This window comes from Bacillus sp. CBEL-1, assembly GCF_004348885.1.
Taxonomy (GTDB): domain Bacteria; phylum Bacillota; class Bacilli; order Bacillales; family Bacillaceae_H; genus Priestia; species Priestia aryabhattai_A.
The window spans coordinates 29962-55816 of the sequence record NZ_SBIM01000003.1 but is presented as its reverse complement, the minus strand read 5'-3'; the positions used below and the strand labels follow the sequence as shown (position 1 = coordinate 55816).

The window sequence follows — 25855 nt, the reverse complement described above, 5'->3', positions numbered from 1 at the left end:
TATGATTTCAATAAAAGAAATTGATGTGCGTTATAGTGAAACCGATCAAATGGGCGTAGTGTATCATGCAAACTATTTAGTATGGATGGAATTAGGGCGTACGCAGTTTATTCGAGATTTAGGCTTTAATTATGCTGAGATGGAGCAAGAGGGCATTTTATCACCAGTCATTGACATTAACGTTTCCTATAAAAAGCCACTTCATTATGGAGAAACAGCTAAAATTCAAACATGGCTTGATTATTATGATGGCTTGCGCGTGGTGTATGGATATGAAATTACAACGCCGGATGGAAGTATTGCTCTAACTGGCACTTCTTCGCATGTTTGTGTAAAAAAAGAAAACTTCAAGCCAATCTCCATTCGAAAGCAGTTGCCTGAATGGCATGCAGCTTATGAAAAAGCTAATAAAGGTAAAGAGTAAAAAAAGCATCGATGTATAGTCGATGCTTTTTTTATCATGCTTCGTAAATAAATTCAGGTTCACTTGCCTCTTCATTAAAAATGACTTTTAAGTCATGACCATCGAAATACCAGAGATCTTCTTCTTCTACAAAGAATGTTAAACCATTAACTTCAGTTTTTACACCGATATTGGACGGTTGGTCTTTATTAATACCAAGCGAAAATCCTTTTTGAACATTACTACAACCACCGTAGCGAACGAAAAAGCGTAAATGTTCATTGCCTTCTAACATCATTTCATCTTTGTACCATTGGGCAGCTTGTTCTGTTACGTTTAATTTCATTATGTGTTGCTCCTTCCATCACTAGGGTTCCTTTCTTATTATAGTAGAAAAAAGCTAAAATTACCATTAATACAATTGGATGAACGTGGAAGCGTAAAAAAGATAGTCAAAGGAGTTATAAAGCAAACACTGTTCTAAATAACCACTTTGACTACCTTCTTCATTTAAATTCATAGGGTTTCTCAATTGTTTCCCAACAATGAATACAGTAACGACTGCTTTGCGTTTGTTTATGAATCTTTTTTTCACGTTTGCACATTGGACAGCGGCTTTGCTTCATCTCAATCACCTCCTACTGTCAGTATAGCTAAAAAAACATAAATGTATTCGCTTATATTATTGAAAAATAAAAGAAGTGAAGGCTTTTAACCTTCACTTCTTTTTTGAGAAAAACGTAACTTTTGGTTCTGTTCCTTGACGAATTCGACCAAGGTTCGCGCGATGACGATAGATAACAAAAGAAGCCAAGAATCCAACAATGATGATTAAAATTAGTTCGCCTGTAAATAGTGTATAAATAAATGCGATGATACCTGCAATCATTGAGGATAGCGATACATACTTGGTGATGTATAAGCAAATGAAGAAGCACGCAAGCAATGTTAAAAATAAAAGAGGCTCATAAAATAATAAAACACCAGCGGATGTGGCAACGGCTTTGCCACCTTTAAACTTCGCAAATAGCGGATATGTATGTCCAATAACAGCGAATAAACCGACTAAAAGAGGATGAAGCCCTGAATGAAATAAAACAGCTAATGAAGCAGCAAACGTTCCTTTCAAAATGTCTCCCAACGTTACAAGGATACCAGCTTTTACTCCTAGTGTTCGAAAGGTATTGGTTCCTCCTAGGTTTCCGCTCCCGTGTTCACGTATATCAATGCCGTATCCCCATTTTCCAACAACTAGTCCAAAGGGAATAGAGCCGATGATATAGGCCAGAATAGGTAATAGATAATCCATTTGACAAAAGCTCCTTTATCTATATATCGTATCTATTTTACCATGAGATAGCAAAAACACCATACATAGTTTTTAAGTAGGGTATTTTTTTCTATATGTTTAAAGGAAATGTTTACAAAACACTAAAAAACGGGTAACATATGCAGGAAAAATTATTTTATACATCGAACGTTTAAGCATAAAAGGAGATGAAAAGTGTGACAGTTCAAATTCCACCACGTGAAGAATTAGGAAAGATTCTAAAAAACAGCAAACGAATTGCGGTAGTAGGGTTATCAGATAATCCAGAACGAACGTCTTATATGGTTTCAGAAGCTATGCAAAAAGCTGGATATGAAATTATCCCCGTTAATCCATTAGTCGATGAAGTATTAGGCGTAAAATCGGTAAAATCATTAAAAGACGTTAAAGGACATGTTGATATTGTAAACGTGTTCAGAAGATCTGAGCATTTATTAGATGTCGCAAAAGAGTTCTTAGAAATTGATGCGGATGTTTATTGGGCTCAGCTAGGATTAATAAATGAAGAAGCATACGAGCTTCTAGCAAGTAAAGGCTATACGGTTGTCATGGATCGTTGTATTAAAGTAGAACATGCGCTAACGAAATAAACCCTTGATAGGATATGAAAAACCCATGCATGAATGGAAGCATGGGTTTTTCATATCTTCAATCAAATGACTGTTAGACAACGGTTCCAAGGTCATCTATAATCAAGGGATAAGGACTATATAGCTTTTATAATGCGGAAATATGTGCTAAAATCGTTTAAGTATGCTAAAATAGAAACGTATGTTCTTACTGAGCGGATAAAACACGAACAAGTAAAGATAAACATATAAAAGGCAGCACGCTGCTGCCTTCTACATAATGAGGAAAGTGTGTTTGTATGGAAGGGGTATGTATGAATGGCTCAAAAGCAAAAATTTAATTATAACGAAGACGCGATTCAAGTATTAGAGGGATTAGATGCTGTTCGTAAACGACCAGGAATGTATATAGGTAGCACAGATACAAGAGGGCTTCATCACTTGGTTTATGAAATTGTTGATAACTCCGTTGATGAAGCATTAGCAGGGTATGGTGAAGAAATCATTGTAACCATTCATCAAGATAACTCTATTTCAGTGCAGGACAAAGGGCGCGGAATGCCGACGGGTATGCATAAATTAGGAAAACCTACGCCGGAAGTTATTTTAACAGTACTTCATGCTGGAGGTAAGTTCGGACAAGGTGGCTATAAAACAAGCGGTGGTTTACATGGTGTAGGTGCATCGGTTGTAAATGCGTTATCTGAATGGTTAACGGTTACAATTTACCGAGAAGGAACTATTTATGAACAGCGCTTTGAAAACGGCGGGAAACCTGTTACAACGCTAGAAAAAAAAGGAACAACGAGAAAAACAGGAACGACAATTCACTTTAAGCCAGATCCATCAATTTTTTCAGCGACTGTTTACAACTTTGATACGTTAAGCGAACGCTTACGTGAATCAGCGTTCTTGTTAAAAGGTTTTAAAATTGAACTAATTGATAAGAGACATAACCAGCACGAAGTGTTTCACTATGAAACGGGAATTGAAGCTTTTGTTACATATTTAAATGAAGAAAAAGACACGCTGCATCCAGTTGTTTCTTTTGAAGGCTTTCAGAATAGTATTGAAGTCGAATTTGCTTTTCAATTTAATGATGGCTACTCAGAGACGATTTTATCCTTTGTTAATAACGTTCGTACAAAAGATGGTGGGACGCACGAATCGGGAGCAAAAACGGCAATGACACGTGCGTTTAATGAATATGCAAGGAAAGTAAACCTTTTGAAAGAAAAAGATAAGAATCTTGAAGGAACGGATATACGTGAAGGGTTAGGTGCCATTGTTTCGGTTCGTATTCCTGAAGAACTTCTTCAATTTGAAGGTCAAACAAAAGGGAAGCTTGGAACAAGTGAAGCGCGTTCGTCTGTAGATGCCGTGATCTCTGAACAATTAGCCTACTTTCTAGAGGAAAACCCAGACGTCAGCTCGCTGCTTGTAAAAAAAGCTATTAAAGCTGCTCAGGCAAGAGAAGCTGCGAGAAAAGCAAGAGAAGACGCACGTAATGGAAAGAAAAGAAAGCGTCAAGAAACAGTGTTAAGTGGCAAGTTAACACCTGCACAGTCACGCAATCCTCAAAAAAATGAGCTATATTTAGTTGAGGGAGATTCAGCGGGTGGTTCTGCTAAACAAGGACGTGACCGTCGTTTCCAAGCCGTATTGCCTTTGAGAGGGAAAGTTATTAATACGGAAAAAGCAAAACTTCAAGATATCTTTAAGAATGAAGAAATTAGCACAATCATTCATGCAATTGGTGGAGGTGTTGGAGCTGAGTTTGAAGTGGATGATATCAACTATGACAAAATCGTCATTATGACTGATGCAGATACGGATGGTGCTCATATCCAAGTATTACTTTTAACATTTTTCTACCGTTATATGAAACCATTAGTTGAAGCAGGAAAAGTATTTATTGCTCTTCCACCTCTTTATAAAGTAAGCAAAGGAACTGGGAAGAAAGAAGTTCTAGAATATGCTTGGAGCGATGAAGAATTACAAGGAGCAATAAAAAAAGTAGGAAAAGGCTATATCATTCAGCGCTATAAAGGTTTAGGAGAAATGAACGCAGATCAGCTATGGGAAACAACCATGAATCCTGATACAAGAACGCTCATTCGAGTGCGTATCGATGACGCAGCACGAGCAGACCGCCGCGTTACTACCTTGATGGGTGATAAAGTAGAACCGAGAAGGAAATGGATTGAAAGCAACGTTGCATTTGGACTCGAAGAAGATCCAAATATTTTAGATAATGAAAATGTAGTAACGGTCGCAGAGGAGGACGCACAATGACACAAGCAGAACGATTTTTAGATTTACCTCTTGAGGACGTAATTGGCGACCGCTTTGGACGATATAGTAAATATATTATTCAAGAGCGTGCGCTACCCGATGCAAGAGATGGATTAAAGCCGGTACAGCGCCGCATCTTGTATGCAATGCATGTGGAAGGAAATACGGCTGAAAAAGGGTTTCGTAAATCAGCAAAGACAGTTGGTAACGTAATTGGTAACTATCACCCTCATGGAGATTCTTCAGTTTACGATGCGATGGTGCGTATGAGTCAAGACTGGAAAGTACGAAACGTACTCGTTGAAATGCACGGGAACAACGGTAGTATTGACGGTGATCCACCAGCAGCAATGCGTTATACGGAAGCGCGTTTATCAGCAATGGCCTCTGAGCTGCTACGTGATATTGACAAACAAACAGTAGAGTTTGTTCCTAACTTTGATGATACTAGCGAAGAACCAACCGTGTTACCAGCAATGTTCCCGAGTTTACTTGTAAATGGCTCAACTGGAATTTCAGCTGGGTATGCTACTGAAATTCCACCTCATCATCTCGAAGAAGTCATTGACGCAACGATTATGCGAATTGATAATCCATCAAGCTCAGTAGAGGAGCTAATGACGGTTATTCATGGTCCTGATTTTCCAACAGGTGGTATTATACAGGGCGTTGATGGAATCAAAAAAGCATATGAAACAGGCAAAGGAAAAATCATCATTCGAGGAAAAGCCGAAATTGAGGATGTGCGCGGAGGCAAGCAACAAATTGTCATTACAGAAATTCCGTTTGAGGTAAATAAAGCAAATCTAGTAAAAAAGATGGATGAGTTGCGCATCGATCGCAAGGTAGAAGGTATTGCAGAAGTTCGTGATGAAACTGACCGCACGGGTCTACGCATTGTTATTGAACTAAAGAAAGATGCTAATGCACAAGGTGTACTAAACTATTTATATAAAAATACGGATTTACAAGTTCCTTATAGTTTTAATATGGTAGCTATTTCAAAGAAAAGACCAACATTAATGACCCTACCAAGCATTTTAGATGCGTATATTGATCATCAGCGTGAAGTGGTCACAAATCGCTCAAAATATGAGCTGAAAAAGGCAAAAGAGCGAGAACATATTGTAGCTGGCTTAATTAAAGCACTGTCTATTTTAGATGAAGTAATTTCTACAATCCGAGCGTCAAAAGATAAGCGAAATGCAAAAGATAACTTAATGACGCAGTTTGAGTTTACAGAAAAACAGGCAGAAGCAATTGTTTCCCTGCAGCTCTATCGTTTAACAAACACGGATATCACCGCACTAGAACAAGAGTCGGAAGAACTTAAAGGTAAAATTACAGAGCTTGAAGCCATCTTAGCTAGTGAGAAAAAGCTTTTTAGCGTCATTAAAAAAGAGCTTCGTCGCGTGAAAAAGCAGTACGGCGACGAGCGTCGTTCAAAGATTGAAGCAGAAATTGAAGAAATCAAAATTAATCTTGAAGTGATGGTACCTTCAGAAGATGTTATTGTCACAGTAACAAAAGATGGTTATGTTAAACGTACAAGCTTACGTTCATATTCAGCTTCGAATGGACAAGATTTCGGTATGAAAGACACGGATCGCATCCTTTCAAAGCTGGAAATCAACACAACTGAAACACTTTTAATTTTTACAAGAAAAGGAAACTATTTATACTTGCCTGTACATGAACTTCCTGATATCAGATGGAAAGATATGGGGCAGCATATCATGAACATTGTTCCAATTGATAAAGACGATTATATTGTGAATGCTATTCCAATTAAAGAGTTTAAAGACGATCACTATTTGTTATTCTTTACGAAAAACGGCATGATTAAAAAATCTGAATTGCTGCAGTATAAAGCGCAACGTTATTCTAAAGCTCTTGTCGCTGTGAATGTTAAAGGTAATGACGAAGTGGTAGATGTGTACGTAACAAACGGCAAACAGCAGGTCTTTATTGCCACTCGTCAAGGATACGGCCTATGGTTTGCTGAAGAAGAAGTCAATGTTGTGGGCACGCGTGCTGCAGGTGTGAAAGGGATTAATTTGAAAGAAAACGATTATGTCGTGAGTGGCGTTGTTTTTAGCGAAGAAAAAGTGAAGGAAACTGATTTATTTATTACAACGCACCGAGGTGCTATTAAGAAAACAAAAATGACAGAATTTGAGCAGTCGTCTCGAGCGAAGCGCGGATTAGTAATGGTTCGTGAATTAAAAGCAAATCCTCATCAAATTACAAAAGTGAAGGTTGTCACGAAGGAAGATGAGGTTGTGATACAGTCAGAGAAAAATCAAATAGAGCGCATTGATCCAGCGTCAATGCGACCAAGCGACCGCTATAGCAACGGTTCGTTTGCAATCGATCAAGCGGAATCTGGAGACGTTATTGATGTATGGATTGAGAAAAAATTAAAATAAAGCAATAAAAAGAACGCTATTTTGTAGCGTTCTTTTTATTGCAGTTTAATTCTATATAAACTATGTTCTAAATAAACAACATAAAAGAAATAAGCAGCTAAAAAATATCAACATGAATATAAAAAATCAACATAAAAATAAAGTAGGCATAATGAAAGGAAGTGTGCGTTTATGGGCTATTACCTTACCGTTGATCGAAAAGGTACAAAAATATATGTTGAAGATATTGGAAGTGGAATGCCTGTATTGTTTCTTCACGGTTGGCCAGTTAATCATAAAATGTATGAATATCAGTTTAATGTTCTTCCGAAATATGGGATTCGCTGTATTGCAATAGACTTACGTGGGTTTGGGAAATCAAGTCGTCCGTTTAAAGGTTATACATATAACTCATTAGCCGACGACGTTCGAGCAGTTATTCATGCGTTACAACTTCCAGCTGTAACGCTAGTGGGTTTTTCAATGGGAGGGGCAATTGCTTTACGTTATATAAGCAGACATTTAGGGTTCGGAGTGAACAAACTTATCCTAGCTGGTGCAGCCGCGCCTAGCTTTATTAAAAGAAGCGGTTTTCCCTATGGGTTTTCTAAAGAAGAAGTAGATGCTATCATTCAAGCGACGTACCAAGACCGGCCGGCCATGCTTGCTGATTTTGGGCAAAAATTTTTCAATTCAAAACTTAGCCCTTCTTTTAGAGATTGGTTTCAATTGTTGGGTCTAGAAGCTTCGGGTCACGGAACAATTAAAACAGCAAAGTCACTGCGTGATGAAGATCTACGTGAAGACCTCAGTCAAATTTTTGTAAAAACGTATATTTTACATGGAAAAAAAGATCAAGTTTGTCCATTCCCCTTAGCCGAAGCTATGCATAATGGAATTGAGGATTCAACGTTAATTCCTTTTGAACAGAGTGGTCACGGCCTTTTTTATGATGAACAAAAAAAGTTTACTGAAACCTTAAAAGATATTGTTTATTCTGCTGAAAAACGAGAATGACGGAGCTGAAAAATGAAAAAAAGTAGTAAGAGGCTGTTTCCTATGGACAAAAGCCTTTCTTTCTGCCAGCTTGCTTATAGGTTATTCTTGTTACTTGTAAAGTTGAAGAATATAACAAGAAGTAAACATAAAGCACACTACTTCTTAATAAAAATGTATGGTGGAAACCTGTAAGGAGGGTTTTAATGAGAAATAAAAAGCTATTTAACAGCAAGGAAATTATGGATTCGTCGATTGTGCCTGAATGGGGAAAAGAAGTTTTTACTAATTTTAGTCAAGATATGCTTTCTGAAGAGAATCCTTTCCCATGCATTTTAGGAGTAGAAGGATTAAAGAAAGATTTGCTGCGCTTTGCGTTTGTTTCTTCACCATACAACTATAAAGATATTAAACTCTGTGCAGAAGCACTTAAAGAATATATTTCATGTTTTCGCACATTAGGCCGTTATACATCATTTGTTGTGTTCTTTGAGCCTGAACATAAAAATCGTACGATGACTCAGTATGAAACAATGTTTTGGGATACACTCACATTTTTGCATCAAATTGACAGAAAACCTTGGCCAGAAGATATCCCCAAAGACCCTAATGATCCTCTATGGGAGTTTTGTTTTGAAGGTGAGCCAATATTTGTTGTATGTAATACACCTATACATGAATTACGAAAAAGTCGGAAGAGCAGCAGTTTTATGATTACATTTCAGCCGAGATGGGTGTTTGAAGGAATGACACCTCATACAAAAGTCGGTCAGCAAGTTCAAAAAACAGTTCGGAATCGACTTGAAGAATACGACAAAGTTGAAGCGCATCCTCATCTAGGGTGGTACGGGAATCAAGAAAATCATGAATGGAAGCAATATTTCTTACGAGATGTTAACAACTCATTCCCAACAGAGTGTCCATTCAAACTAAAAAGGAGTGAAAGAGATGGAACTAAAAAAAGCCTTTATTAAAAAAGGGATTGGCGGTGGACTTGAAGAAGTTATACATGAACTACTTCCAAAACATACCGGTTATGTAGAAGTTCAGCATGATGTTGCAGGGCAAGAACACCCAAGTCATACTCACCCAACCGACGAGATTCTTCATATTATTGAAGGGTCTATCTACTTTACTGTTGAGGGAGAAACAACTCGGTGCGAAGCGGGAGATCGCATTTATTTACCAAAACAGACGCAGCATGCTTCAAAAGCTGATGTGAATGGTTGTACGTATGTAATCTCCATTTTAAAATTTTGATGAAAGAAGTTGATGGCTGGAATGATTCAATCAAACCCTGTTTTAATCATCATAGATGTACAAAAAGGTTTTGAACAAGATGCTTGGGGAACTCGTAATAATGTTCATGCAGAAGATAATATGCTCACTCTTTTACAAGCATGGAGGAGACAGCAGTTTCCAGTTATTCATGTTCAGCATGCTTCAAAAAGTGAAACATCTCCTCTTTTTCCAGGAACGGAAGGCTTTCGTTTCAAAGAAGGATTTGGTCCTGTTGGTGATGAATACTTAATTCGCAAACATAAAAATAGCTGCTTTATAGGGACAGAACTAGATAACTATCTAAAGGAAAACGGATATGATACGCTTATACTAGTGGGGTTAACAACCAACCATTGCGTCTCTACAACGGCACGTATGGCAGGAAACTTAGGTTATCGCACCTACGTAATACACGATGCAACTGCGTGTTTCAACTTGTTATCATACGACGGGGAAACAACTTTTGCGGCAGAAGATGTTCATCGCTTAAGCTTATCATCGCTTCATAATGAATTTGCGACGGTTACTTCAACGTCTGAAGCGCTACGTGTACTGCAATCCTATCAATATATTAAATAAAACCTGATGCAACAGCATCAGGTTTTTTTGTGTAGATTATTCTGAAAAAAACAAGTACAATAGAAACATCATTTTGAAAAAGGAGCAAGATACATCATGACAGTAATTAGAAAAGCTTTAGCAGAAGACTTACCTGCAATGGTGGATATTTATAATCAGTCAGTGCGCCAAAGCGCAGCAACATTTGACTTAACGCCTGTAACGATTGAACAGCGTAAAAGTTGGTTTGAATCTCATGACCAAAGTCAACTATTTCCTCTGCTTGTTGCTGAACGAAATGGTGAAGTAGCTGGATACGCATCTTTGTCTTCCTATCGTGATAAAGAAGCATATATTCGAACAGTTGAGCTCTCTGTATATGTCGATGAAGCTCATCAGGGGTTTAGAATTGGTAAAAGCCTAATGGAAGCTATTTTAGCACAAGCAAAAGAGTTAAATCATCACGTTGTTATTTCCGGTATTACAAAAGGAAACGATAAAAGCATTAAAATGCATGAACAGTTTGGATTTACGTTTTGTGGAGAGTTCAAAGAAGTAGGTTGGAAGTTTGATCAATGGCAAGATGTTCTGTTTTATCAGTTTATTCTTTAAATAAAATTTGCTTCTTACTTATGTGAGAAATATGATATAATAGGAAGCGTTCTAATAATACATATCAACGTACCACAGGGGGAGCCTGAATGGCTGAGAGTGAACCAATTGTTCTGACCCTTTGAACCTGTTAGTTAATGCTAGCGTAGGGAGTGTGGATCGTGCAGCTTGTGCTGTCTCCTGTGTTTGTCGTTGAATACTAATGATTTTACAACAGGAGTGAAAAGACGATGAATAAAGGGATGTCTTTACAAGCGAAAATTGAAGTGGCAATCTTTGCAGCTTTAGCAATGATTATTGATATATTGCCATCCATCACAATTGCACCCGCCGTGTCCATATCTTTTTCCATGGTACCAATCTTCATTATTTGCTTTCGGTGGGGATTTAAATCCGGTGTTGCAGCTGGATTTTTATGGGGATTACTACAAGTTGTCACGGGTACTGCTTATGTGTTAACACCTCTACAAGCATTTATTGAGTATTTTATTGCATTTGCATTCATTGGCCTAGCAGGGTTATTGTCAGGTGTTATCAAGCAGAACTTAGCTACTAACAATCGAACAAAAGCATTTATGTTTATTATTTTAGCTATCATTATCGGAAGCGTTGCTCGTTATTTCTGGCACTTTGTTGCAGGGATTGTCTTTTGGGGCTCTTATGCACCAAAAGGAGTATCGGCATTATGGTATTCATTTACAATGAACGGATTGGCAATGGTGGGCTCCATGATTGCTTGTCTAATTATTTTAGCCGTATTAATTCCGTCTGCTGCAAGAGTGGTATTAAACCGCGCTTCATAACTGAAATGAATGAAACCTATAGGAGTAACATCCTATAGGTTTTTTTGCTTTTTCAAACGAATCTACATGTTTTCAGTGTTTTTGTTCTTTTTATGAAAGGGTTGAGGGTTTTTTTGTAGAATGGTATACTAGGTCTGTTTGTTGGAAGAATATACATACCATTTTTTTGTAGGAAGGAATCATGTTAATGAACAAACGTAATCTCCTTTACATGACGATTGCAACTTCCCTTTTACTAGCAGGATGTCAGCAAAAAGCTCAAAAAGCTACTGAAGTCGATACAGACTTGATGATTGCAGGAGAGATAGAAAGTCATGATCAAGAAGCAAAGAAAGATATTGTTGAAAACCAGTACAAATATGATATTTCAGATGCAATAGATGAAAAAACGATTTCACAATTTATGAATAGCTACTTCAAGGCTTTGCATGATGGAATATTTAATAAATCGGCTAAGGCGATTCAAACTTATACAATAGAAGATAGTGAGTTTTATAAACAGCAAGTGATAGAGATTGACAATTTTTCGAAGCAAGAAATTCGTCAAGAACTAAAGACGTTTCAAGTTGTGAATTGGTATGAAGCTGAGAGAAACCAAATAAAATTACAAACATTTGAAGAAATCATTATACATCAGCCTAATAAAAAGGATTATACAAAGAGCGTTCACCAATTGTATACGCTCACAAGCAATCAAGGTACATTACGGATTAAAAGCGTAGAGCCTTATGCATTGAATGAAGCGGAAGACACAAGTTCAAATGCACCTGCTATTACAAGAGCAGCTAGCTTAAATGAGTATAACGGTAAATGGTCCACTGCTAATTCAGACTTAAAAGGCGCTCCTATCGTAGAGTTTTATGCCTCGTCTAACTCAGAGGCTACGGTGAAGATTCATGCGTATAAGCCTCCAAATTCAGTAGAAGTGGCTACAGTAGAAGCAAAAAACGTAACGTTTAAACATAATCAGGCTGTCATTCATTATGATGCGGACAGTAATGGAAACAAAGGAACCATTGTCTTAACGCTAAAAGCAAATTCTCTTTTTGTTATTCATAAATTAGAAAAAGCTACTGAGTCTAAATGGACCATTCCAGCAGGCGCATTTGAGCTGTCTACGTTTGAAAGCTAAACAAGATAAAAGAAAAAAAGGGGGATTCAAATGCGAAATCTATGTGTAGTGGCCATGATTTGTTCCCTGTGGCTTTTGTTGTCAGCATGTAGTGAGCCAAAGTCTGCTCCAGCCCCGACACCCAAAGAAACTAAATCAGAAGCTACTGTTCCAGCTGAAGCTGTTGATGAGTCAGCTAATGAGCCTAAGAAAAATTCCTCTCTTCCCGTTGTAACAAACGAAGAAGCTAAGCAGCTTGCTACAGATTCACTGTCAAATGTTGTCCAAATCTTTGACGTCTTAGGGAAAGAAGAGGAATGGGACAATGAGGAGAAACCAGCAGATTTTCAACTGCTAAGTCCTAAGCTTAAAGAGTTTGCTACGAGTTCATTAGTTGCTACAAAGCTAAAAACAATCGCCACTTCTTATTACTGTCAATGTGATGAACAGCCTATTCCAGATCTAAAAACAACCGTGCGTTTTAAAGTAATTAACAATCGCCCTGGTCAATTTTCAATTTCAGCTATTCAACCTCTGGATGAAAAAGGGAACGGAGGTACAACTATTTATTTAAATATGAAATATGGAAAAGATGGTTGGAAGTTAAATGAATGGGACGAAATGACGTATCGTCAAAAATCATTAGATATTTCTTCAGATGAGTATATAGAATATCGAAAAATAATAACGCCTAACGAAACAGTGTCGTTTAATAAAGAAACGGCCATTGAAGATAAAGATGGTAATCAAGAGAAGGTTTTACTTTTTAAAGATGGTTCTGGAGAATTTGGTGTTTTAGCAAAGAGCTCGGAGCGGATTAACCAACTTAAAGAAGATATGCCAGTCATTTTGCCTGTGGAAGATATTGAGGTAGATTTGAACAAAGTTACAGAAGTAGATGCTTCGGTTGTTCGTGCATTTACAGAAACCTATTTACGTGATTTAACAGAAGCTATTAATCTTAATGAGTTTGATCGTATTCAACATTATTTTGAAAAAGATAGCACATTGTTTAATGAACAACAGCAGCTCGTTAAAACACTGTATGATCGAACAATACGAGAAGATCTTGCAACGGTTGATATTTTAGAATGGACGCCTAAGGAAGAAAATAGCTACGAAGTAAAAACGAAAGAAGTTATGAACATTACCATAAATGAACATACGGAAGAAAAAGAGTATTACCGAGTATACACAATGGTACTTGAAAATGAAAAGCTCGTCATTACTCAATTAGAATCTTACTGAAACCTCAGCACCTAGCTGAGGTTTTTTTTGAGGTAAATACTTTATCATACTAACGCAAGATAACTCTTCCTTATCAAGCGTTAGTATGATAAAGTAAAGAGAAAGCAGAAAAAACGCCAATAAATTACATATTTTTACATAATTATTGATGTGTTTTAAAAAACGACCTCTTTAAATAGGGTTATATACCGTTTTAAAATAACTTTAGTACCAATACATTTAATTTATAAAAAACGTCTTAAAATCGATTTTGAAGCTTTTAAGAGATAGCGATAAAAAGAAGGTGGAAATAATGAAAAATGAAAACAAATTAATGCAAAGTCAATCTTCTCTGTCTTTTCGGCAATTAAAAGAACAGTGGGGAAATCTGTTAGATGAAAATCAAAATTTATCGTTGAGTCATACAGACAATGAAACATTTGTTGAGCTTTTTATGAACATTAAAATGATAAAGCCTGAGCTATCTCCACATACCATTCGAGCGTACCATCAAGATTTAAAAACAGTTTTGACTTTTTTTAAGGAGATAGAGGTTTCTTTAAAAGAAGTTGGGTTTATGGAAGTGAAGGCATTTAATCATTGGGTGAATCAAACGTATGCAAAAAGAAGCGCTGCAAGAAAGTTAGAGTTTTTTAGAAGGATGCTCACCTTCGGTCATGAAACGCAGTTTTATCCTTCTTTGTATACAACTTGGATTGAAAAGCCTACGATTTCAAAGGGACATTATAGTGAGAAAAAACAGGTCAATCGAACGGAATACAGAGAGTTAAGTGTAAGAGAAGCTGAAGTTATTGTAAAAACGCTTGAAGATGTTGTAAAAGATTCAATGCTACAGAAAGAATATCAAGCACGAAATCGGCTGATGGGTATGCTTTTATATTTAAGCGGAATGCGGTCTAGTGAAGTATTAAGCTTAAACTGGGGAAGTTTCCGTGAAGATCGTCGTGGCAATATACTAGTGGATGTGTTCGGAAAAGGAAAAAAAGAACGAACAATCCCAGTGTTTAAAGACGTTCAAAACGCCCTGTTTCACTACCGGGAGAGTTTAGGAGAATCGATGATGCTGAATCCTTCAGATGAAACGCCCCTTTTTTTTCAGCTTAAGCCGTTTATCAAAACGGGAGTTAAAAAAAGATTATCGTATACAACGCTTTATCGACTCATCAAAACAGCGGTTTATGCAATTCAAGGTAATTCATCTATTTCACCACACTGGTTTCGTCACACCTTCATTACGAACAGCTTAGCAAATGACGTACCCTTATCAGTGGTAAAACAAGTAGTAGGACACGCCTCTATTGCAACGACTAATATATACCTAGAAAAATTACAAGAAGACACCGTTTACGATGCGTTTCGAAATTCTGGTTATCGCTAGATTTCTATAACTATATTATGTAAACTTTAAGGGTGAAACTCTCCCATTTCTCTTCTTTTTCGAATAAACCCTTCATTTATCAAATATAATGGTCTAAAAAGGGAGGCGAAGTGCAATGGGCGTTAAGCATCCGCTTCAACATCATTTCGGAGAAGTGACCGAAATATTTCATTATATTCATGATTTATGTGAAAGTGCAGGACTGTACATTGATTGGCACGGCACTACACAGACCGTACAGCTATATCGAAATAAAGAATCAAGAGAAGCGGGAGATCGATACATAGGAGCCATTCAATATGAAGGTAGTAATGAGTTGCAAAAACGAACGCCTTCAACGGTGAGCTTACGTTTTCGAAGGAGTAACTTAACATCACCATTTAAATATTTACTTGAAAACATTACAACGTTTCGAAAAGACACTAACAAAGAACCTTTTGTTAATCCAGAGGCTGAGTCGATTGCGTTTAAGTTTACGGCGCTGGATGAAGAAGCGATGGAAACGCTGAGACAAATTGAAGATGTGCTAAAAATGGCAAGGTGTATTTAAAGCAGGCCCTCTAGTTGAAGTGCCTGCTTTACGTATGTTCAATCTCTTCTTGCAGAGATTCCGCTCTTTTTTCCAATTGCTGAAGTACGTTAAAATAAGCAGCTAAATCAGCTTCATTCATTTCCTCAGTTAACATATTAAAAAGGTTTTCAATAGGGCCCGTTATCTCCTCTTGCAAAGCCATTCCTTTTTCTGTTTGCTGAATATAGTAAGAGCGGCGATCTTCAGGGTTTTTTATTCGCTGTAAGTGACCGCTTTTTTCTAATAAATCTAAAATTTTTGTAAGCGTAGCTTGGTCTTTATCCGCTTTTATAGCTAGTTGCTTTTGTGTAATACGATCAGCTTCCGATACCTTCTTTAATACCGTCCATTGTTCAGGCGTTATGCCATAAGGGCGTAAGAAACTGGCTACCAGCCTACTCAAGCGCTTTCCAACCTTTGCTGTCGTAAAACCGTACATTTCTTCCATTGATTTCATTTGTATACCTCCAAGTGCATCCTCATTCTTTTCATCATATCACATTCTACTCTTTCAGTTACATTCCAAAAAAGGTTTTTTGAAATGGTAACGCTATCATTTTAGAAGAATCCGAATTTAGCTAGACTTCTTTAATTGAACAATGTAATCTAGTGTTAGAATAGTTCAACTTTTTCAATAAATAAAAGAGGTGTCTGAATGAGTACTGATAAAATGAATATCAAAGCAATCTTTTTCGACTTAGATGATACGTTACTATGGGATAAAAAGAGCGTCGCGGAAGCATTCCGTGCAACGTGCGAGTACGCAGCTCAAAGGTATGATGTTGATCCTACGGAGTTGGAAGCAGCTGTACGCGAAGCGGCCTCTACACTGTATGCTACATATGAAACGTACGAGTTTACAAAAATGATTGGTATTAATCCGTTTGAAGGGCTATGGGGAGATTTCCATGATGAACATGAGAACTTCCAAAAAATGAAACAAATTGTGCCAACTTATCGTAAAGATGCATGGACACAAGGATTAAAGTCGCTTGGACTTGATGACGAAGCATTTGGTGCAGAGCTTGCAGAACGATTCCCTAAAGAACGTCGTCGTAATCCGTTCGTATACGAAGATACGTTTGAGGTATTAAATGAACTACGCGCAAACTATAAGCTGCTGCTATTAACAAACGGATCGCCTCAGCTTCAGAATACAAAACTAGAAATCACGCCAGAAATTGCTCCGTATTTTGATGAGATTGTCATTTCTGGAGCATTTGGAAGAGGCAAGCCTGATCCGTCAATTTTTGATCATGCGTTATCTTTGTTAAACTTATCAAAAGATGAAGTGATTATGGTTGGTGATAATTTAATGACGGACATTCTTGGCGCTTCTCGAGCTGGAATACGCTCTGTCTGGGTGAACCGTGACGATAAAAAAGCGGATAAAGTTGTACCGTTTCATGAAATTAAAAGACTGAGTGAGTTGCATGAGTTCTTAAATCAAGAATAATTTTAATCATTTTTTTTGCAAAGCTCTTGATAGACACAATGTCTACAGCGAGTGCTTTGTTTCAATGGAAACGCACTTAGTGGCTTCGGTTGATTGTACTCTGAGTGTTCGATATATAGATGCATGTTTATCAGGCTCTCTTTAAGAGTGTGATGGAATGCATCTATTTCTTTTTCTGTTACAGAATACGTGTGGTTACCTCCTGAATAAAGGTATTCGTTACGAATCTGAATAGAACTTAGTGGAGCATTGTAGGTTCTTTGTATATAAAGAGCGCAAAGAGCGAGTTGTGTCAGATGGTCATGCGCCTGCTTTCCCGTTTTCCAATTCACGATGATGTATTGGTTTGTATCTGGCTTATAGTAGAGAAGATCTAATGAAACAAATACTTTAACTGAGTCAAGTTCTACTGATTGAAACGCTTCTTGGGGAAGAATTTGAATTGAATCACTTGACTGAAGGTCTCTAAATGTTTTACTTCGAAAAAAAGAGATGACACACCTCTCGATGGACGTTTTGGTTTGCTGAATTTCATAATCTGCTAAATATCCTTTTTGGTAGTATTCTAATATCATGGTGTACACATTTGGCTCATGATACCATTCGTCGCCGTAGTCTCTTGTTTGCAAATAAACACGACGTAATTCGTGATCAACGAAATTACGCATGGCAGTCCTTTGCTCTTCAAGTGATGCTGTGTTATCCCTAAAAGAATAATTTTGAATAGCTTGCCTAACTGCTTGTCCCACTAAGAGGGGCAAAGTAACCATTTTCTTTAAGCGATAGGCTTGTTTTGCAAGTTTAGTAGAAGAAGAGAGCCAACCTTCATGGGAAAAATAGTACTGATAAGCATATTTTCTTGGGCATTCTATCATCTGATTATGGCGAGCGTGTGACCATGAAAAACGAGGGGGATTGGCTAGGAGCATAATCATCACGTCCTTATCCTTTTTGTAGCATACATATGAAGAAATCTAAAATTTAGAACGAAAAATGACGAAAGAACTAAAAAAAGCTTGCCGTTTCACTCCGGCCATGCTATAGTAAAGAAGCGATGAGCTAATTTGTGTAAGTCGAAGGATATGCTTTTGCTAAACGTATGAATGTGGTCATACGGTCCTCGCCTCAAAACGCATCAAAGACGCCCAATCGGGCGTCTTTTTGTATATTCAGTACATGAGTCATTTGAAGCAAGACTATAGCGTTACTTTTCATATTCCTTTAAAATAAATGCTAGATAGAAAGAGAAAAAAGGGGAGTCTATTGTGATACGTGAAATAGAGATGACTGATGCGCCTCAATTTGTTGAGATGATTAAGCAAGTAGAAACTGAAAGTCAATATATGCTCTTTGAAGAAAACGAACGAAAGTTAAGTTCAGAGCAACAGGAAAAGCAAATTGAAATGATGAAACAACAGCGAAACTCTACGCTTTTAGTAGCAGAAGTAGAGGGGGAACTGATTGGCTACTTACAGGCTGTGGGTGGAGTGGTGAATCGAAGTGCCCACGTCGCGTATGTATCAATGGGTATTTTAAAAGACTACCGAGGAACGGGAATCGGTTTGCAGCTGTTCCAACAGCTTGAAGAATGGGCAAAAGAGCAGGAAATTCATCGCCTTGAGCTAACAGTTGTAGTTGAAAATGTAATTGCGATCCATTTATATAAAAAAGTCGGCTTTCAAATTGAAGGCACAAAAAAGCATTCACTGCGAATTAATGGACAATATGTCGATGAATATATCATGAGTAAGTTATTAGAATAGATCAAAATAAAAAGGAGCAGCTTAAGCTGCTTCTTTTTATTTTAACTACCTCGATAAATTTGATATCCCCATGGAGAAACAAGAAGGGGGACGTGATAGTGTTCAAATGTTTCTGAAAGCCCAATCCTCACTGCTACTTTTGTTAAAAAAGCAGGGGTGCTCGTTTGTACTGATGGGCTTATCGAAAAGTACGTTTCAATATCGAATAAAAGTTCATACTCACCTGAAGTAAATGGTTCCTTACTGAAAAAAGGTTGGTCGATGCGTCCATCTTCGTTTGTGATTGTGTCTCCGATCCACAAACGTTCAGTATTACCTTGAAGTCTGTAGAGTGAAACAACAATTCCCTTAGCTGGTTTTCCGCTTGTTAAATCTAAAACATGAGTCGAAAGCGTCGTCATGTTAATTCGACTCCTCGAGTGCAGATGTAACTGCTATTTTGACATCCTCCTGCGTTACCGTAAAGACTTGAAAACCAAATGGTGGCTTTGGCTCGGTATACACTTTTCCGTTAGAGTTTGGGATGTCTTCAACGACTGAATCCCACGTGTGGTTTTGTGACTCGAAGGTAACATCTTTTAGCTGTGGAAATCGTTCGAGTACGCGAATGCCAATTAGATAAATTAAATTTTGAATAGACGGTGTTTCAGTTTCGTTAAACACGGAGCACGCGATGTCTCTTACCTGTTCCGCTGCTACATAAGAAAGAGGCGCATCACCTATTGCATCTTCTGACTGTGTATATGTCCAGCCGATATTTAAATAAACAAAGAGAGGGCGATTAGAGTCTTCAGGTAACGTTGTATATTCATCCCTAACAAATCCAACAAATGAATTGCCTTCTACTTTAATTAGCTGCAAATCTTTTAGTTTGCTATATTGCTCGGTAATTTGTTGACCTTGAGCTGTTCGTTCTAGTTTGATACCTGCTTGCGCATACTCATTTCGAGATCTTTTATAAACGAGCTTGCTTTCAGTAAGCGTATTGCCAACCATACCGTTTGTGGCTTCAAATGGGACTTCGTCTCCGATTAATTCAACTGTTTCCATCTGAGGGTATTTATCCAAAAACGCTTCAGCGACATACTTTAAGAAACCTTCAATCGTTGAACCTTCATAGCTACCTAAATGACGCTGAATAAAGTTTTTCATAGAATCTGTTGCAACGACAAGGCTATTATCCCCTTCTGTAAATGAAGACAAAAACTGACTTCCTCCTATCGCAACTTTTACTTTAACACCAAATACGATGTTGTTTCGTCCGCTAAATTCAGACTCTGGAATGACCTTCACATCTTTAAGCGGTTTTAAATACGTACGATAAGCAAATACATCTCCTTTTCCATAATACATTTGACGGTTTAAGTGATTTGTCATTGTAACACGCTCCTCGGTTTTTATTTTGTCTGTTAATCGAAAATAAGCAATTTTATATACTTCAGCTAACGCTGTTGTAAACTCTGTGTTTTTATCGTTCTTTAGACGATCAAGTAAGCTTTGATAGATTGTGCTTTTCGTTTTTCCTCTTACCGCAATGATAAAAGGGAAACCAAAGCGATTCATATAGGCCTTGTTTGCATGTATGAAATCTTCATATTCTCCTGCTGTAAGAGAGGTTAAACCAGCACCTTTTTGCTCATTAATGGAGTGAGTAGTCATAGCGATTTTGGCTCCTAGATTTGGATGCGCTTGTAGTAAGTCTAATTTTCTTTGATCAGAAGCTTCATTAATAATTTTGATTGTTCGGTGGTGAAATTCTTGAAGAGAAATAAACGGCCGGAGCGGAACAATTTTCTCTACGATCCAAGAAGAGTGTTCGTAGATATCTTGAAACGATTCAATAAACGTTTGCTCAGGTAATTTATTTACCTCGTGAATTGTTCGCTTTATCATGTTAGCACCTCATTATTTAGATTCTGAATAATCAGTTTTTTCAAAAGTGACGATAGGTCTATTTTTGGTTTCACTAGAATGAAAGATTAAGTTTAGTAAAATAGCAGCGATGCTTCCTGTAATAATACCATCACTTACAAAAATTTTGAGTGCAGCTGGGAGCTGAGCGAATAGATCAGGTACGACCGTAACTCCTAAGCCAAGTGATAATGAACAGGCGATGATTAATAAATTATTTTGATTAGAAAAATCAACGTTGCTCAGCATTTTAATACCTGATGAAATAACCATTCCAAATAATACAATCATTGCACCGCCCAGTACAGGAGTAGGGACAATCGTTGTTAATTCAGCAATTTTAGGAACTAGACCTAACATAATTAAGATAATTCCTGCTACTACTACGACATTTTTAGTCTTTACTCTCGATAGTTGAACAAGCCCGACGTTTTGAGCAAATGTATTATAAGGAAAAGCGTTAAAAATACCACCTAGCATAATTGCTAATCCTTCAGCCCGATAACCTTTAACGAAATCTTGATCGTTTAAATCTCGCTCACAGACTTTGCTTAGTGCAAGAAAAACCCCTGTAGATTCAATTATAATTACGACCCCAACCAGTATCATAGTTAGAATAGGACCAACCTCAAATGTGGGTACACCAAAATAAAAGGGAGTAGGAATATGTAACCAGGAAGCTTCTTTTACACCTGACAAATTAACCATACCCATACATGCTGCTACAATTGTTCCTGCTACAATGCCAAGGAGTACGGACAATGCTCGCAAAAAGCCTGTAAAAAAACGATTTAAAAACAAAATGAAAGCGAGTACTCCAAAAGCCAATGCTAAATTTTCTATAGACCCAAATTCTTCACTGCCAACACCGCCACCCATATTTCGAACGGCTGATGGCACAAGTGACAGCCCAATCATTGTCACGACTGTCCCAGTTACAACCGGTGGAAAAAGTTTAACGATTTTTCCAAAGAAGTTAGCAAATAAAACGATAAACAACCCTGCGGCAATAATAGCGCCGTACACTGCGCTGATTCCATACTGTGAACCAATGGCTATCATTGGTGTAACCGCAACAAATGAGCTTCCAAGTACAACTGGTAAACCGATTCCAAACCAGCGATTGTTCCAAGCTTGCAATAAGGTAGCAATGCCGCATGTTAGTAAATCGATTGCTACTAAATAGGCGAGTTCCTGCGTACTTAAATTTAAAGCGCGTCCCACGGTTAACGGCACAAGGATAGCTCCAGCATACATCGCCAATACATGTTGCAGACCCAATGAAGTAAGTGCTAATGGATTTTGTGTTTTTTTCATACAAAATCTCCTTTCATTATATCACATGTAATGTTATAAAATGTAACATTAATCAGTGTTGTTACTATCTTAATTCGTTTCGAATATTCTGTCATTAGTGAATGTAACTAAAAAATAGAAGTTTTTTTTTGCTCTTTTTCCAAAAAAAGAAATAAATTTAAGGCCATGATATGTTTCTTTACAAAGAAAAGAGTATGAGAATTTTATGAAAATGAATAAGCTCTGTACTCATACACTATTACAAGACTTTATTAATCAATGGAGGTGCATCATGAAAGAATGGATACATCGAAAATTTCAACAGGTAGCAAATGACGAGAGAACGCTTAAGGCAAAAGAAAAGCTAGCGGACGGAGGAATTACGGTACCTATTTCAGCTCCTATGCTTACGCGGTTGTTTCAAAGACAGCTAAGGAAACAAGATCAAATCAAGAACCTAAGTATAATTTTTCAAGAAAATATTATTGAAGTAAAAGGTAATGTTCATAAATATTTGTTGAAAATTCCTTTTCAAATAAATCTGGAACCTTCTTCAGCTAACGGACGTGTGCTTTCGTTTCAAATTCATGAAATGAGACCTACAAACCGCGATTTTCTTAAAAAGAAACTATTTGATAAACCTCCAGTAACAGCTTATAAAGATGGGCAAATCCACATTGACCTAAACGAAATTGATAAAGTGAAACTCATTCCAATTGGAACGATTAAGCAATTTTCTATTCAAGACAATAAGCTACGCGTAAAAATCGGCATGTAAGTGTTAAAAAATCTTTTTATAAAAAATTTAGAATTTTTCATCTTTACCTATTGTGACAATCTTCCATCTAGATGTACAATGGAATTTATATAAAGGTAAATAACCCTTAAATTCAAGAAAGCAAGGAGAAGCAACCATGACAAAGTACAATATTGATGTAACATTAACTCAAACAAAAAAAGAAAAACCAAACGCAAATGAATTAGCATTTGGTAAAGTATTCACGGACCATATGTTCATTATGGACTACACAGAAGGTCAAGGTTGGCATGATCCGAGAATTATTCCTTATCAGCCTCTTACGTTAGATCCAGCATCGATGATTTTCCATTATGGCCAATCAGTATTTGAAGGCTTAAAAGCATACGTAACAAAAAAAGAGGAGGTATTGTTATTTAGACCTGACGAAAACTTTAAACGATTAAACAAATCAAATGATCGTCTATGTATTCCTCACTTAGATGAAGAAATAGCGTTAGAAGCGCTAAAAAAACTAATTCAAGTAGATCGCGATTGGATTCCAAATGCTGAAGGTACGTCTTTATATATTCGTCCATTCATTATTTCAACAGAACCATATTTAGGCGTTTCGCCATCTGACCGTTATCAGTTTATTATTATTTTATCGCCTGTAGGTTCTTACTATAAAGAGGGCATTGCACCCGTACGAATTGCGGTTGAAAATGAATTCGTTCGATCTGTAGCAGGAGGAACAGGTAGTGCGAAAACGGGTGGAAACTATGCGGCAAGTCTAAAAGCACAGCAACTATCTGGTACAAAAGGTTACTCTCAAGTACTTTGGCTAGATGGCGTAGAGCGCAAATATATTGAAGAAGTAGGAAGCATGAATATCTTCTTTAAAGTAGATGGTGAAGTAATTACCCCGTCTATTAACGGAAGTATTCTAGAAGGTATTACCCGCAAATCGGTTATTGAGCTATTGAAGCACTGGGGGATCCCTGTTTCAGAACGCAAAATTTCAATTGCTGAAATAAAGGAAGCTTATGCAGCTGGTAAACTAGAAGAAGCATTTGGAACAGGAACAGCAGCGGTTATTTCTCCAGTGGGTGAATTATTCTGGAAAAATGAAGGTATGAGCATTAATGGTGGAAAAACAGGAGAAGTTACAAAAAAATTGTATGATACGCTAACAGGCATACAAAGTGGCACGGTTGAAGATCACTTTAACTGGTGTGTAGAAGTAAAGTAAATATAATCTAACTGAGAATTCAGTATGACTCACAGCTGCACCACTAGAGAGCGTTTAATAGAAGTGATTTAATCCTCAAAAAGAAAGCTAGCATGAGTGCTAGCTTTCTTTTTTTTGAGGTAATTATTCATATAATTTTCTCTTTGACGCACATTAACAGTAAACGGTAAATAAAGGAGGCTATATGCGTGGCACAAATCGTAATGTGGGGATTGTTTATTGGACCATGGCTGTTATTCTTTTTCTTTGATAGCAATCGCATAAAGCGTTATGTTCCCGCTGGGCTTTTTGGGATTGTTATGTTGATGATTGTCTTTGAAATGGCTAAACGCTATGATTGGTGGGAAGTTAAACAAACACTGTTTTTCTTAGAGGATATGACCCCATTTGTATTAGGCGTATTTTTTGTGGGTACAATCCTTATTTTTTATTTTACTTATCCCGGTTTTTGGACTTTTTTCATCTTAAACGCTGTCTTTGATTTATTTCAAGCTTATATAATGAGCCCATTTTTTCAACGGTTAGGGATTTATGAAATGCGCTCTATAAATGCATTCCAGCTCTTTTTAATTATGACCGCTGTGGCCATTCTTTTGTATCTTTATCAAAGGTGGCAAGACAGTTCATTTAAAATTGAAATTAAATAATAAAGCGTTAATATAAAATAATTCCATCCATTCATACCGAATAAAAAGGATTTATTTTAGCTAAACGAAAGAATTTTTCAATAAATAGTAAAACGAACGGGAAAGTTTGTGTTAAAATGTCAATGTTGCGTCCTTAAGCGGAGAATTTGCGTCAAAGGAACAAGACTTTTATTTACATAGTTAGAAGGAGAGAGAGTTCTATGGAAAAAGTATTTATTTTCGGACATAAAAATCCAGACACAGATACAATCTGCTCGGCAATTGCTTATGCAGATTTAAAGACAAAGCTAGGTGTGAATGCAGAACCTGTACGTTTAGGGGACATTAATGGTGAAACACAGTTTGCTTTAGAGAAGTTCAACGCAGAAGTACCACGCTTTGTAGCTGAAGTATCAAAAGAAGTGAATGAAGTTATTCTAGTTGACCACAACGAGCGTCAACAAAGTGCAACTGACATTGACCAAGTGCGCGTGCTTGAAGTAATTGATCACCACCGTATTGCAAACTTTGAAACGGCAGATCCATTATACTACCGTGCAGAGCCTGTAGGTTGTACAGCAACAATTTTAAATAAAATGTACAAAGAAAATGGTGTTGAAATCGAGCCGAATATCGCTGGATTAATGCTATCAGCTATTATTTCTGACTCTTTATTGTTTAAATCACCAACTTGTACAGATCAAGACGTTGCAGCAGCAAAAGAGCTTGCAGCTATTGCTGGTGTAGACCCAGCAGAATATGGGTTAGCAATGCTAAAAGCAGGTGCAGATCTTGGAGACAAAACAGCAGCTCAATTAATCTCACTTGATGCAAAAGAATTCACAATGGGCGCTAGCAAAGTAGAAATTGCGCAAGTAAACGCAGTGGATGTTAACGACGTTATTGAACGTAAAACAGAAATTGAAGAAGTAATTGCAGCAACAATTCAAGCCAAAGAATTAGATTTATTCTTATTGGTTGTAACGGACATTCTAAACAGCGATTCAACTGCTATTGCACTTGGATCAGAAGCTGCAAAAGTAGAGCAAGCATATGGAGTACCGCTAGTGAACAATATGGCGCTATTAAAAGGCGTTGTATCACGTAAAAAACAAGTTGTTCCAGTTCTAACTTCAGTATTTGCATAATCTGTAAAAAAACCTCGAGGTTCTTTGAGATCCTCGAGGTTTTTTTATTATTTCAACATAAAAAATCGCTTATTTTGTTATAAGTCTTTACAAAGCATATGTTC

27 protein-coding genes and 1 riboswitch are annotated in these 25855 nt (G+C 37.2%); of the genes, 20 read left to right on the top strand and 7 right to left on the bottom strand.

Annotated features, from left to right (window positions below):
- Nucleotide 1 precedes the first annotated feature (1 nt).
- Complete coding sequence (locus tag EPL02_RS00470) at nucleotides 2-424, top strand: acyl-CoA thioesterase (protein WP_094910026.1); 423 nt, start codon at nucleotides 2-4, stop codon at nucleotides 422-424.
- Between the two features lie 34 nt (nucleotides 425-458).
- Here EPL02_RS00470 and EPL02_RS00465 read toward each other — a convergent pair whose 3' ends face one another.
- A complete protein-coding gene (locus EPL02_RS00465; RefSeq protein ID WP_094910027.1) occupies nucleotides 459-749 on the bottom strand; it encodes a HesB/YadR/YfhF family protein in 291 nt (96 codons plus the stop codon).
- Between the two features lie 372 nt (nucleotides 750-1121).
- The gene (plsY, locus tag EPL02_RS00460) at nucleotides 1122-1712 is read right to left on the bottom strand and encodes a glycerol-3-phosphate 1-O-acyltransferase PlsY (RefSeq protein ID WP_094910028.1); all 591 of its coding nucleotides are present in this window, start codon (nucleotides 1710-1712) and stop codon (nucleotides 1122-1124) included.
- Nucleotides 1713-1909: 197 nt separating this feature from the next.
- Here plsY and EPL02_RS00455 point away from each other — a divergent pair, with 197 nt between their 5' ends.
- The 13 genes from EPL02_RS00455 (at nucleotide 1910) to EPL02_RS00395 (ending at nucleotide 15542) form a co-directional block, all read left to right on the top strand.
- Complete coding sequence (locus EPL02_RS00455) at nucleotides 1910-2323, top strand: CoA-binding protein (RefSeq protein ID WP_131886769.1); 414 nt, start codon at nucleotides 1910-1912, stop codon at nucleotides 2321-2323.
- Nucleotides 2324-2620: 297 nt separating this feature from the next.
- Entirely contained in the window at nucleotides 2621-4597 is a 1977-nt protein-coding gene (parE, locus tag EPL02_RS00450) for a DNA topoisomerase IV subunit B (RefSeq protein WP_094910030.1), read from the top strand.
- A complete protein-coding gene (gene parC / locus EPL02_RS00445) occupies nucleotides 4594-7026 on the top strand; it encodes a DNA topoisomerase IV subunit A (RefSeq protein WP_131886768.1) in 2433 nt (810 codons plus the stop codon). The genes parE and parC overlap by 4 nt, the downstream gene beginning before the upstream one ends.
- A gap of 171 nt (nucleotides 7027-7197) precedes the next feature.
- Nucleotides 7198-8022, top strand: coding sequence for an alpha/beta fold hydrolase (locus EPL02_RS00440; RefSeq protein WP_131886767.1), 825 nt, complete (start codon nucleotides 7198-7200; stop codon nucleotides 8020-8022).
- Between the two features lie 185 nt (nucleotides 8023-8207).
- Nucleotides 8208-8975 (top strand): YqcI/YcgG family protein, encoded by a 768-nt coding sequence (locus EPL02_RS00435; protein WP_131886766.1) that lies wholly within the window; start codon nucleotides 8208-8210, stop codon nucleotides 8973-8975.
- The gene (locus EPL02_RS00430; protein WP_094910033.1) at nucleotides 8950-9261 is read left to right on the top strand and encodes a cupin domain-containing protein; all 312 of its coding nucleotides are present in this window, start codon (nucleotides 8950-8952) and stop codon (nucleotides 9259-9261) included. The genes EPL02_RS00435 and EPL02_RS00430 overlap by 26 nt, the downstream gene beginning before the upstream one ends.
- Before the next feature lie 21 nt (nucleotides 9262-9282).
- Nucleotides 9283-9861: a cysteine hydrolase family protein gene (locus tag EPL02_RS00425; protein ID WP_094910175.1), complete on the top strand. Its 579-nt coding sequence runs from the start codon at nucleotides 9283-9285 to the stop codon at nucleotides 9859-9861.
- 96 nt (nucleotides 9862-9957) lie between these two features.
- Nucleotides 9958-10452: a GNAT family N-acetyltransferase gene (locus EPL02_RS00420; RefSeq protein WP_131886765.1), complete on the top strand. Its 495-nt coding sequence runs from the start codon at nucleotides 9958-9960 to the stop codon at nucleotides 10450-10452.
- 67 nt (nucleotides 10453-10519) lie between these two features.
- Nucleotides 10520-10622: riboswitch (TPP riboswitch) on the top strand.
- A gap of 60 nt (nucleotides 10623-10682) precedes the next feature.
- Nucleotides 10683-11255: an energy-coupled thiamine transporter ThiT gene (thiT, locus tag EPL02_RS00415; protein ID WP_131886764.1), complete on the top strand. Its 573-nt coding sequence runs from the start codon at nucleotides 10683-10685 to the stop codon at nucleotides 11253-11255.
- A gap of 187 nt (nucleotides 11256-11442) precedes the next feature.
- Nucleotides 11443-12387, top strand: a complete 945-nt coding sequence (locus EPL02_RS00410) for a TcaA NTF2-like domain-containing protein (RefSeq protein WP_131886763.1) — start codon at nucleotides 11443-11445, stop codon at nucleotides 12385-12387.
- A 30-nt stretch (nucleotides 12388-12417) separates the two neighbouring features.
- On the top strand, nucleotides 12418-13614 hold the full coding sequence (locus tag EPL02_RS00405) for a TcaA NTF2-like domain-containing protein (protein WP_131886762.1): 1197 nt from the start codon (nucleotides 12418-12420) through the stop codon (nucleotides 13612-13614).
- Between the two features lie 292 nt (nucleotides 13615-13906).
- Nucleotides 13907-14992 carry a tyrosine-type recombinase/integrase gene (locus EPL02_RS00400; RefSeq protein WP_286175139.1) on the top strand — a complete coding sequence of 362 codons (1086 nt, stop codon included), beginning with the start codon at nucleotides 13907-13909 and terminating at the stop codon, nucleotides 14990-14992.
- A 115-nt stretch (nucleotides 14993-15107) separates the two neighbouring features.
- Nucleotides 15108-15542 carry a hypothetical protein gene (locus tag EPL02_RS00395; protein ID WP_094910038.1) on the top strand — a complete coding sequence of 145 codons (435 nt, stop codon included), beginning with the start codon at nucleotides 15108-15110 and terminating at the stop codon, nucleotides 15540-15542.
- A gap of 28 nt (nucleotides 15543-15570) precedes the next feature.
- On the opposite strand, the gene EPL02_RS00390 is transcribed toward EPL02_RS00395, so the two are convergent.
- Nucleotides 15571-16020, bottom strand: coding sequence for a MarR family winged helix-turn-helix transcriptional regulator (locus EPL02_RS00390; RefSeq protein ID WP_094910039.1), 450 nt, complete (start codon nucleotides 16018-16020; stop codon nucleotides 15571-15573).
- Between the two features lie 198 nt (nucleotides 16021-16218).
- Between EPL02_RS00390 and EPL02_RS00385 the strand changes: the two genes are divergently transcribed.
- Entirely contained in the window at nucleotides 16219-17019 is an 801-nt protein-coding gene (locus EPL02_RS00385; protein ID WP_256993254.1) for an HAD family hydrolase, read from the top strand.
- Nucleotides 17020-17021: 2 nt separating this feature from the next.
- On the opposite strand, the gene EPL02_RS00380 is transcribed toward EPL02_RS00385, so the two are convergent.
- Complete coding sequence (locus EPL02_RS00380; protein ID WP_165932483.1) at nucleotides 17022-17948, bottom strand: PD-(D/E)XK nuclease family protein; 927 nt, start codon at nucleotides 17946-17948, stop codon at nucleotides 17022-17024.
- Nucleotides 17949-18281: 333 nt separating this feature from the next.
- Here EPL02_RS00380 and EPL02_RS00375 point away from each other — a divergent pair, with 333 nt between their 5' ends.
- Nucleotides 18282-18782 (top strand): GNAT family N-acetyltransferase, encoded by a 501-nt coding sequence (locus tag EPL02_RS00375; RefSeq protein WP_131886760.1) that lies wholly within the window; start codon nucleotides 18282-18284, stop codon nucleotides 18780-18782.
- A 41-nt stretch (nucleotides 18783-18823) separates the two neighbouring features.
- On the opposite strand, the gene uraH is transcribed toward EPL02_RS00375, so the two are convergent.
- The 3 genes from uraH to EPL02_RS00360 are packed head-to-tail and all read right to left on the bottom strand — an operon-like array spanning nucleotide 18824 to nucleotide 22010.
- Nucleotides 18824-19183: a hydroxyisourate hydrolase gene (gene uraH / locus EPL02_RS00370; RefSeq protein WP_131886759.1), complete on the bottom strand. Its 360-nt coding sequence runs from the start codon at nucleotides 19181-19183 to the stop codon at nucleotides 18824-18826.
- Between the two features lies 1 nt (nucleotide 19184).
- A complete protein-coding gene (gene pucL / locus EPL02_RS00365) occupies nucleotides 19185-20675 on the bottom strand; it encodes a factor-independent urate hydroxylase (RefSeq protein WP_131886758.1) in 1491 nt (496 codons plus the stop codon).
- A 12-nt stretch (nucleotides 20676-20687) separates the two neighbouring features.
- Nucleotides 20688-22010: a nucleobase:cation symporter-2 family protein gene (locus EPL02_RS00360; RefSeq protein ID WP_131886757.1), complete on the bottom strand. Its 1323-nt coding sequence runs from the start codon at nucleotides 22008-22010 to the stop codon at nucleotides 20688-20690.
- Between the two features lie 271 nt (nucleotides 22011-22281).
- Here EPL02_RS00360 and EPL02_RS00355 point away from each other — a divergent pair, with 271 nt between their 5' ends.
- The 4 genes from EPL02_RS00355 to EPL02_RS00340 all read left to right on the top strand — a co-directional run bounded on the left by EPL02_RS00355 (nucleotide 22282) and on the right by EPL02_RS00340 (nucleotide 25751).
- Nucleotides 22282-22767 (top strand): hypothetical protein, encoded by a 486-nt coding sequence (locus EPL02_RS00355; protein WP_094910045.1) that lies wholly within the window; start codon nucleotides 22282-22284, stop codon nucleotides 22765-22767.
- Between the two features lie 136 nt (nucleotides 22768-22903).
- Entirely contained in the window at nucleotides 22904-23977 is a 1074-nt protein-coding gene (locus EPL02_RS00350; protein WP_131886756.1) for a branched-chain amino acid aminotransferase, read from the top strand.
- A 188-nt stretch (nucleotides 23978-24165) separates the two neighbouring features.
- A complete protein-coding gene (locus tag EPL02_RS00345) occupies nucleotides 24166-24624 on the top strand; it encodes a hypothetical protein (protein ID WP_131886755.1) in 459 nt (152 codons plus the stop codon).
- Nucleotides 24625-24824: 200 nt separating this feature from the next.
- Nucleotides 24825-25751: a manganese-dependent inorganic pyrophosphatase gene (locus tag EPL02_RS00340; RefSeq protein WP_094910048.1), complete on the top strand. Its 927-nt coding sequence runs from the start codon at nucleotides 24825-24827 to the stop codon at nucleotides 25749-25751.
- Nucleotides 25752-25855 lie beyond the last annotated feature (104 nt).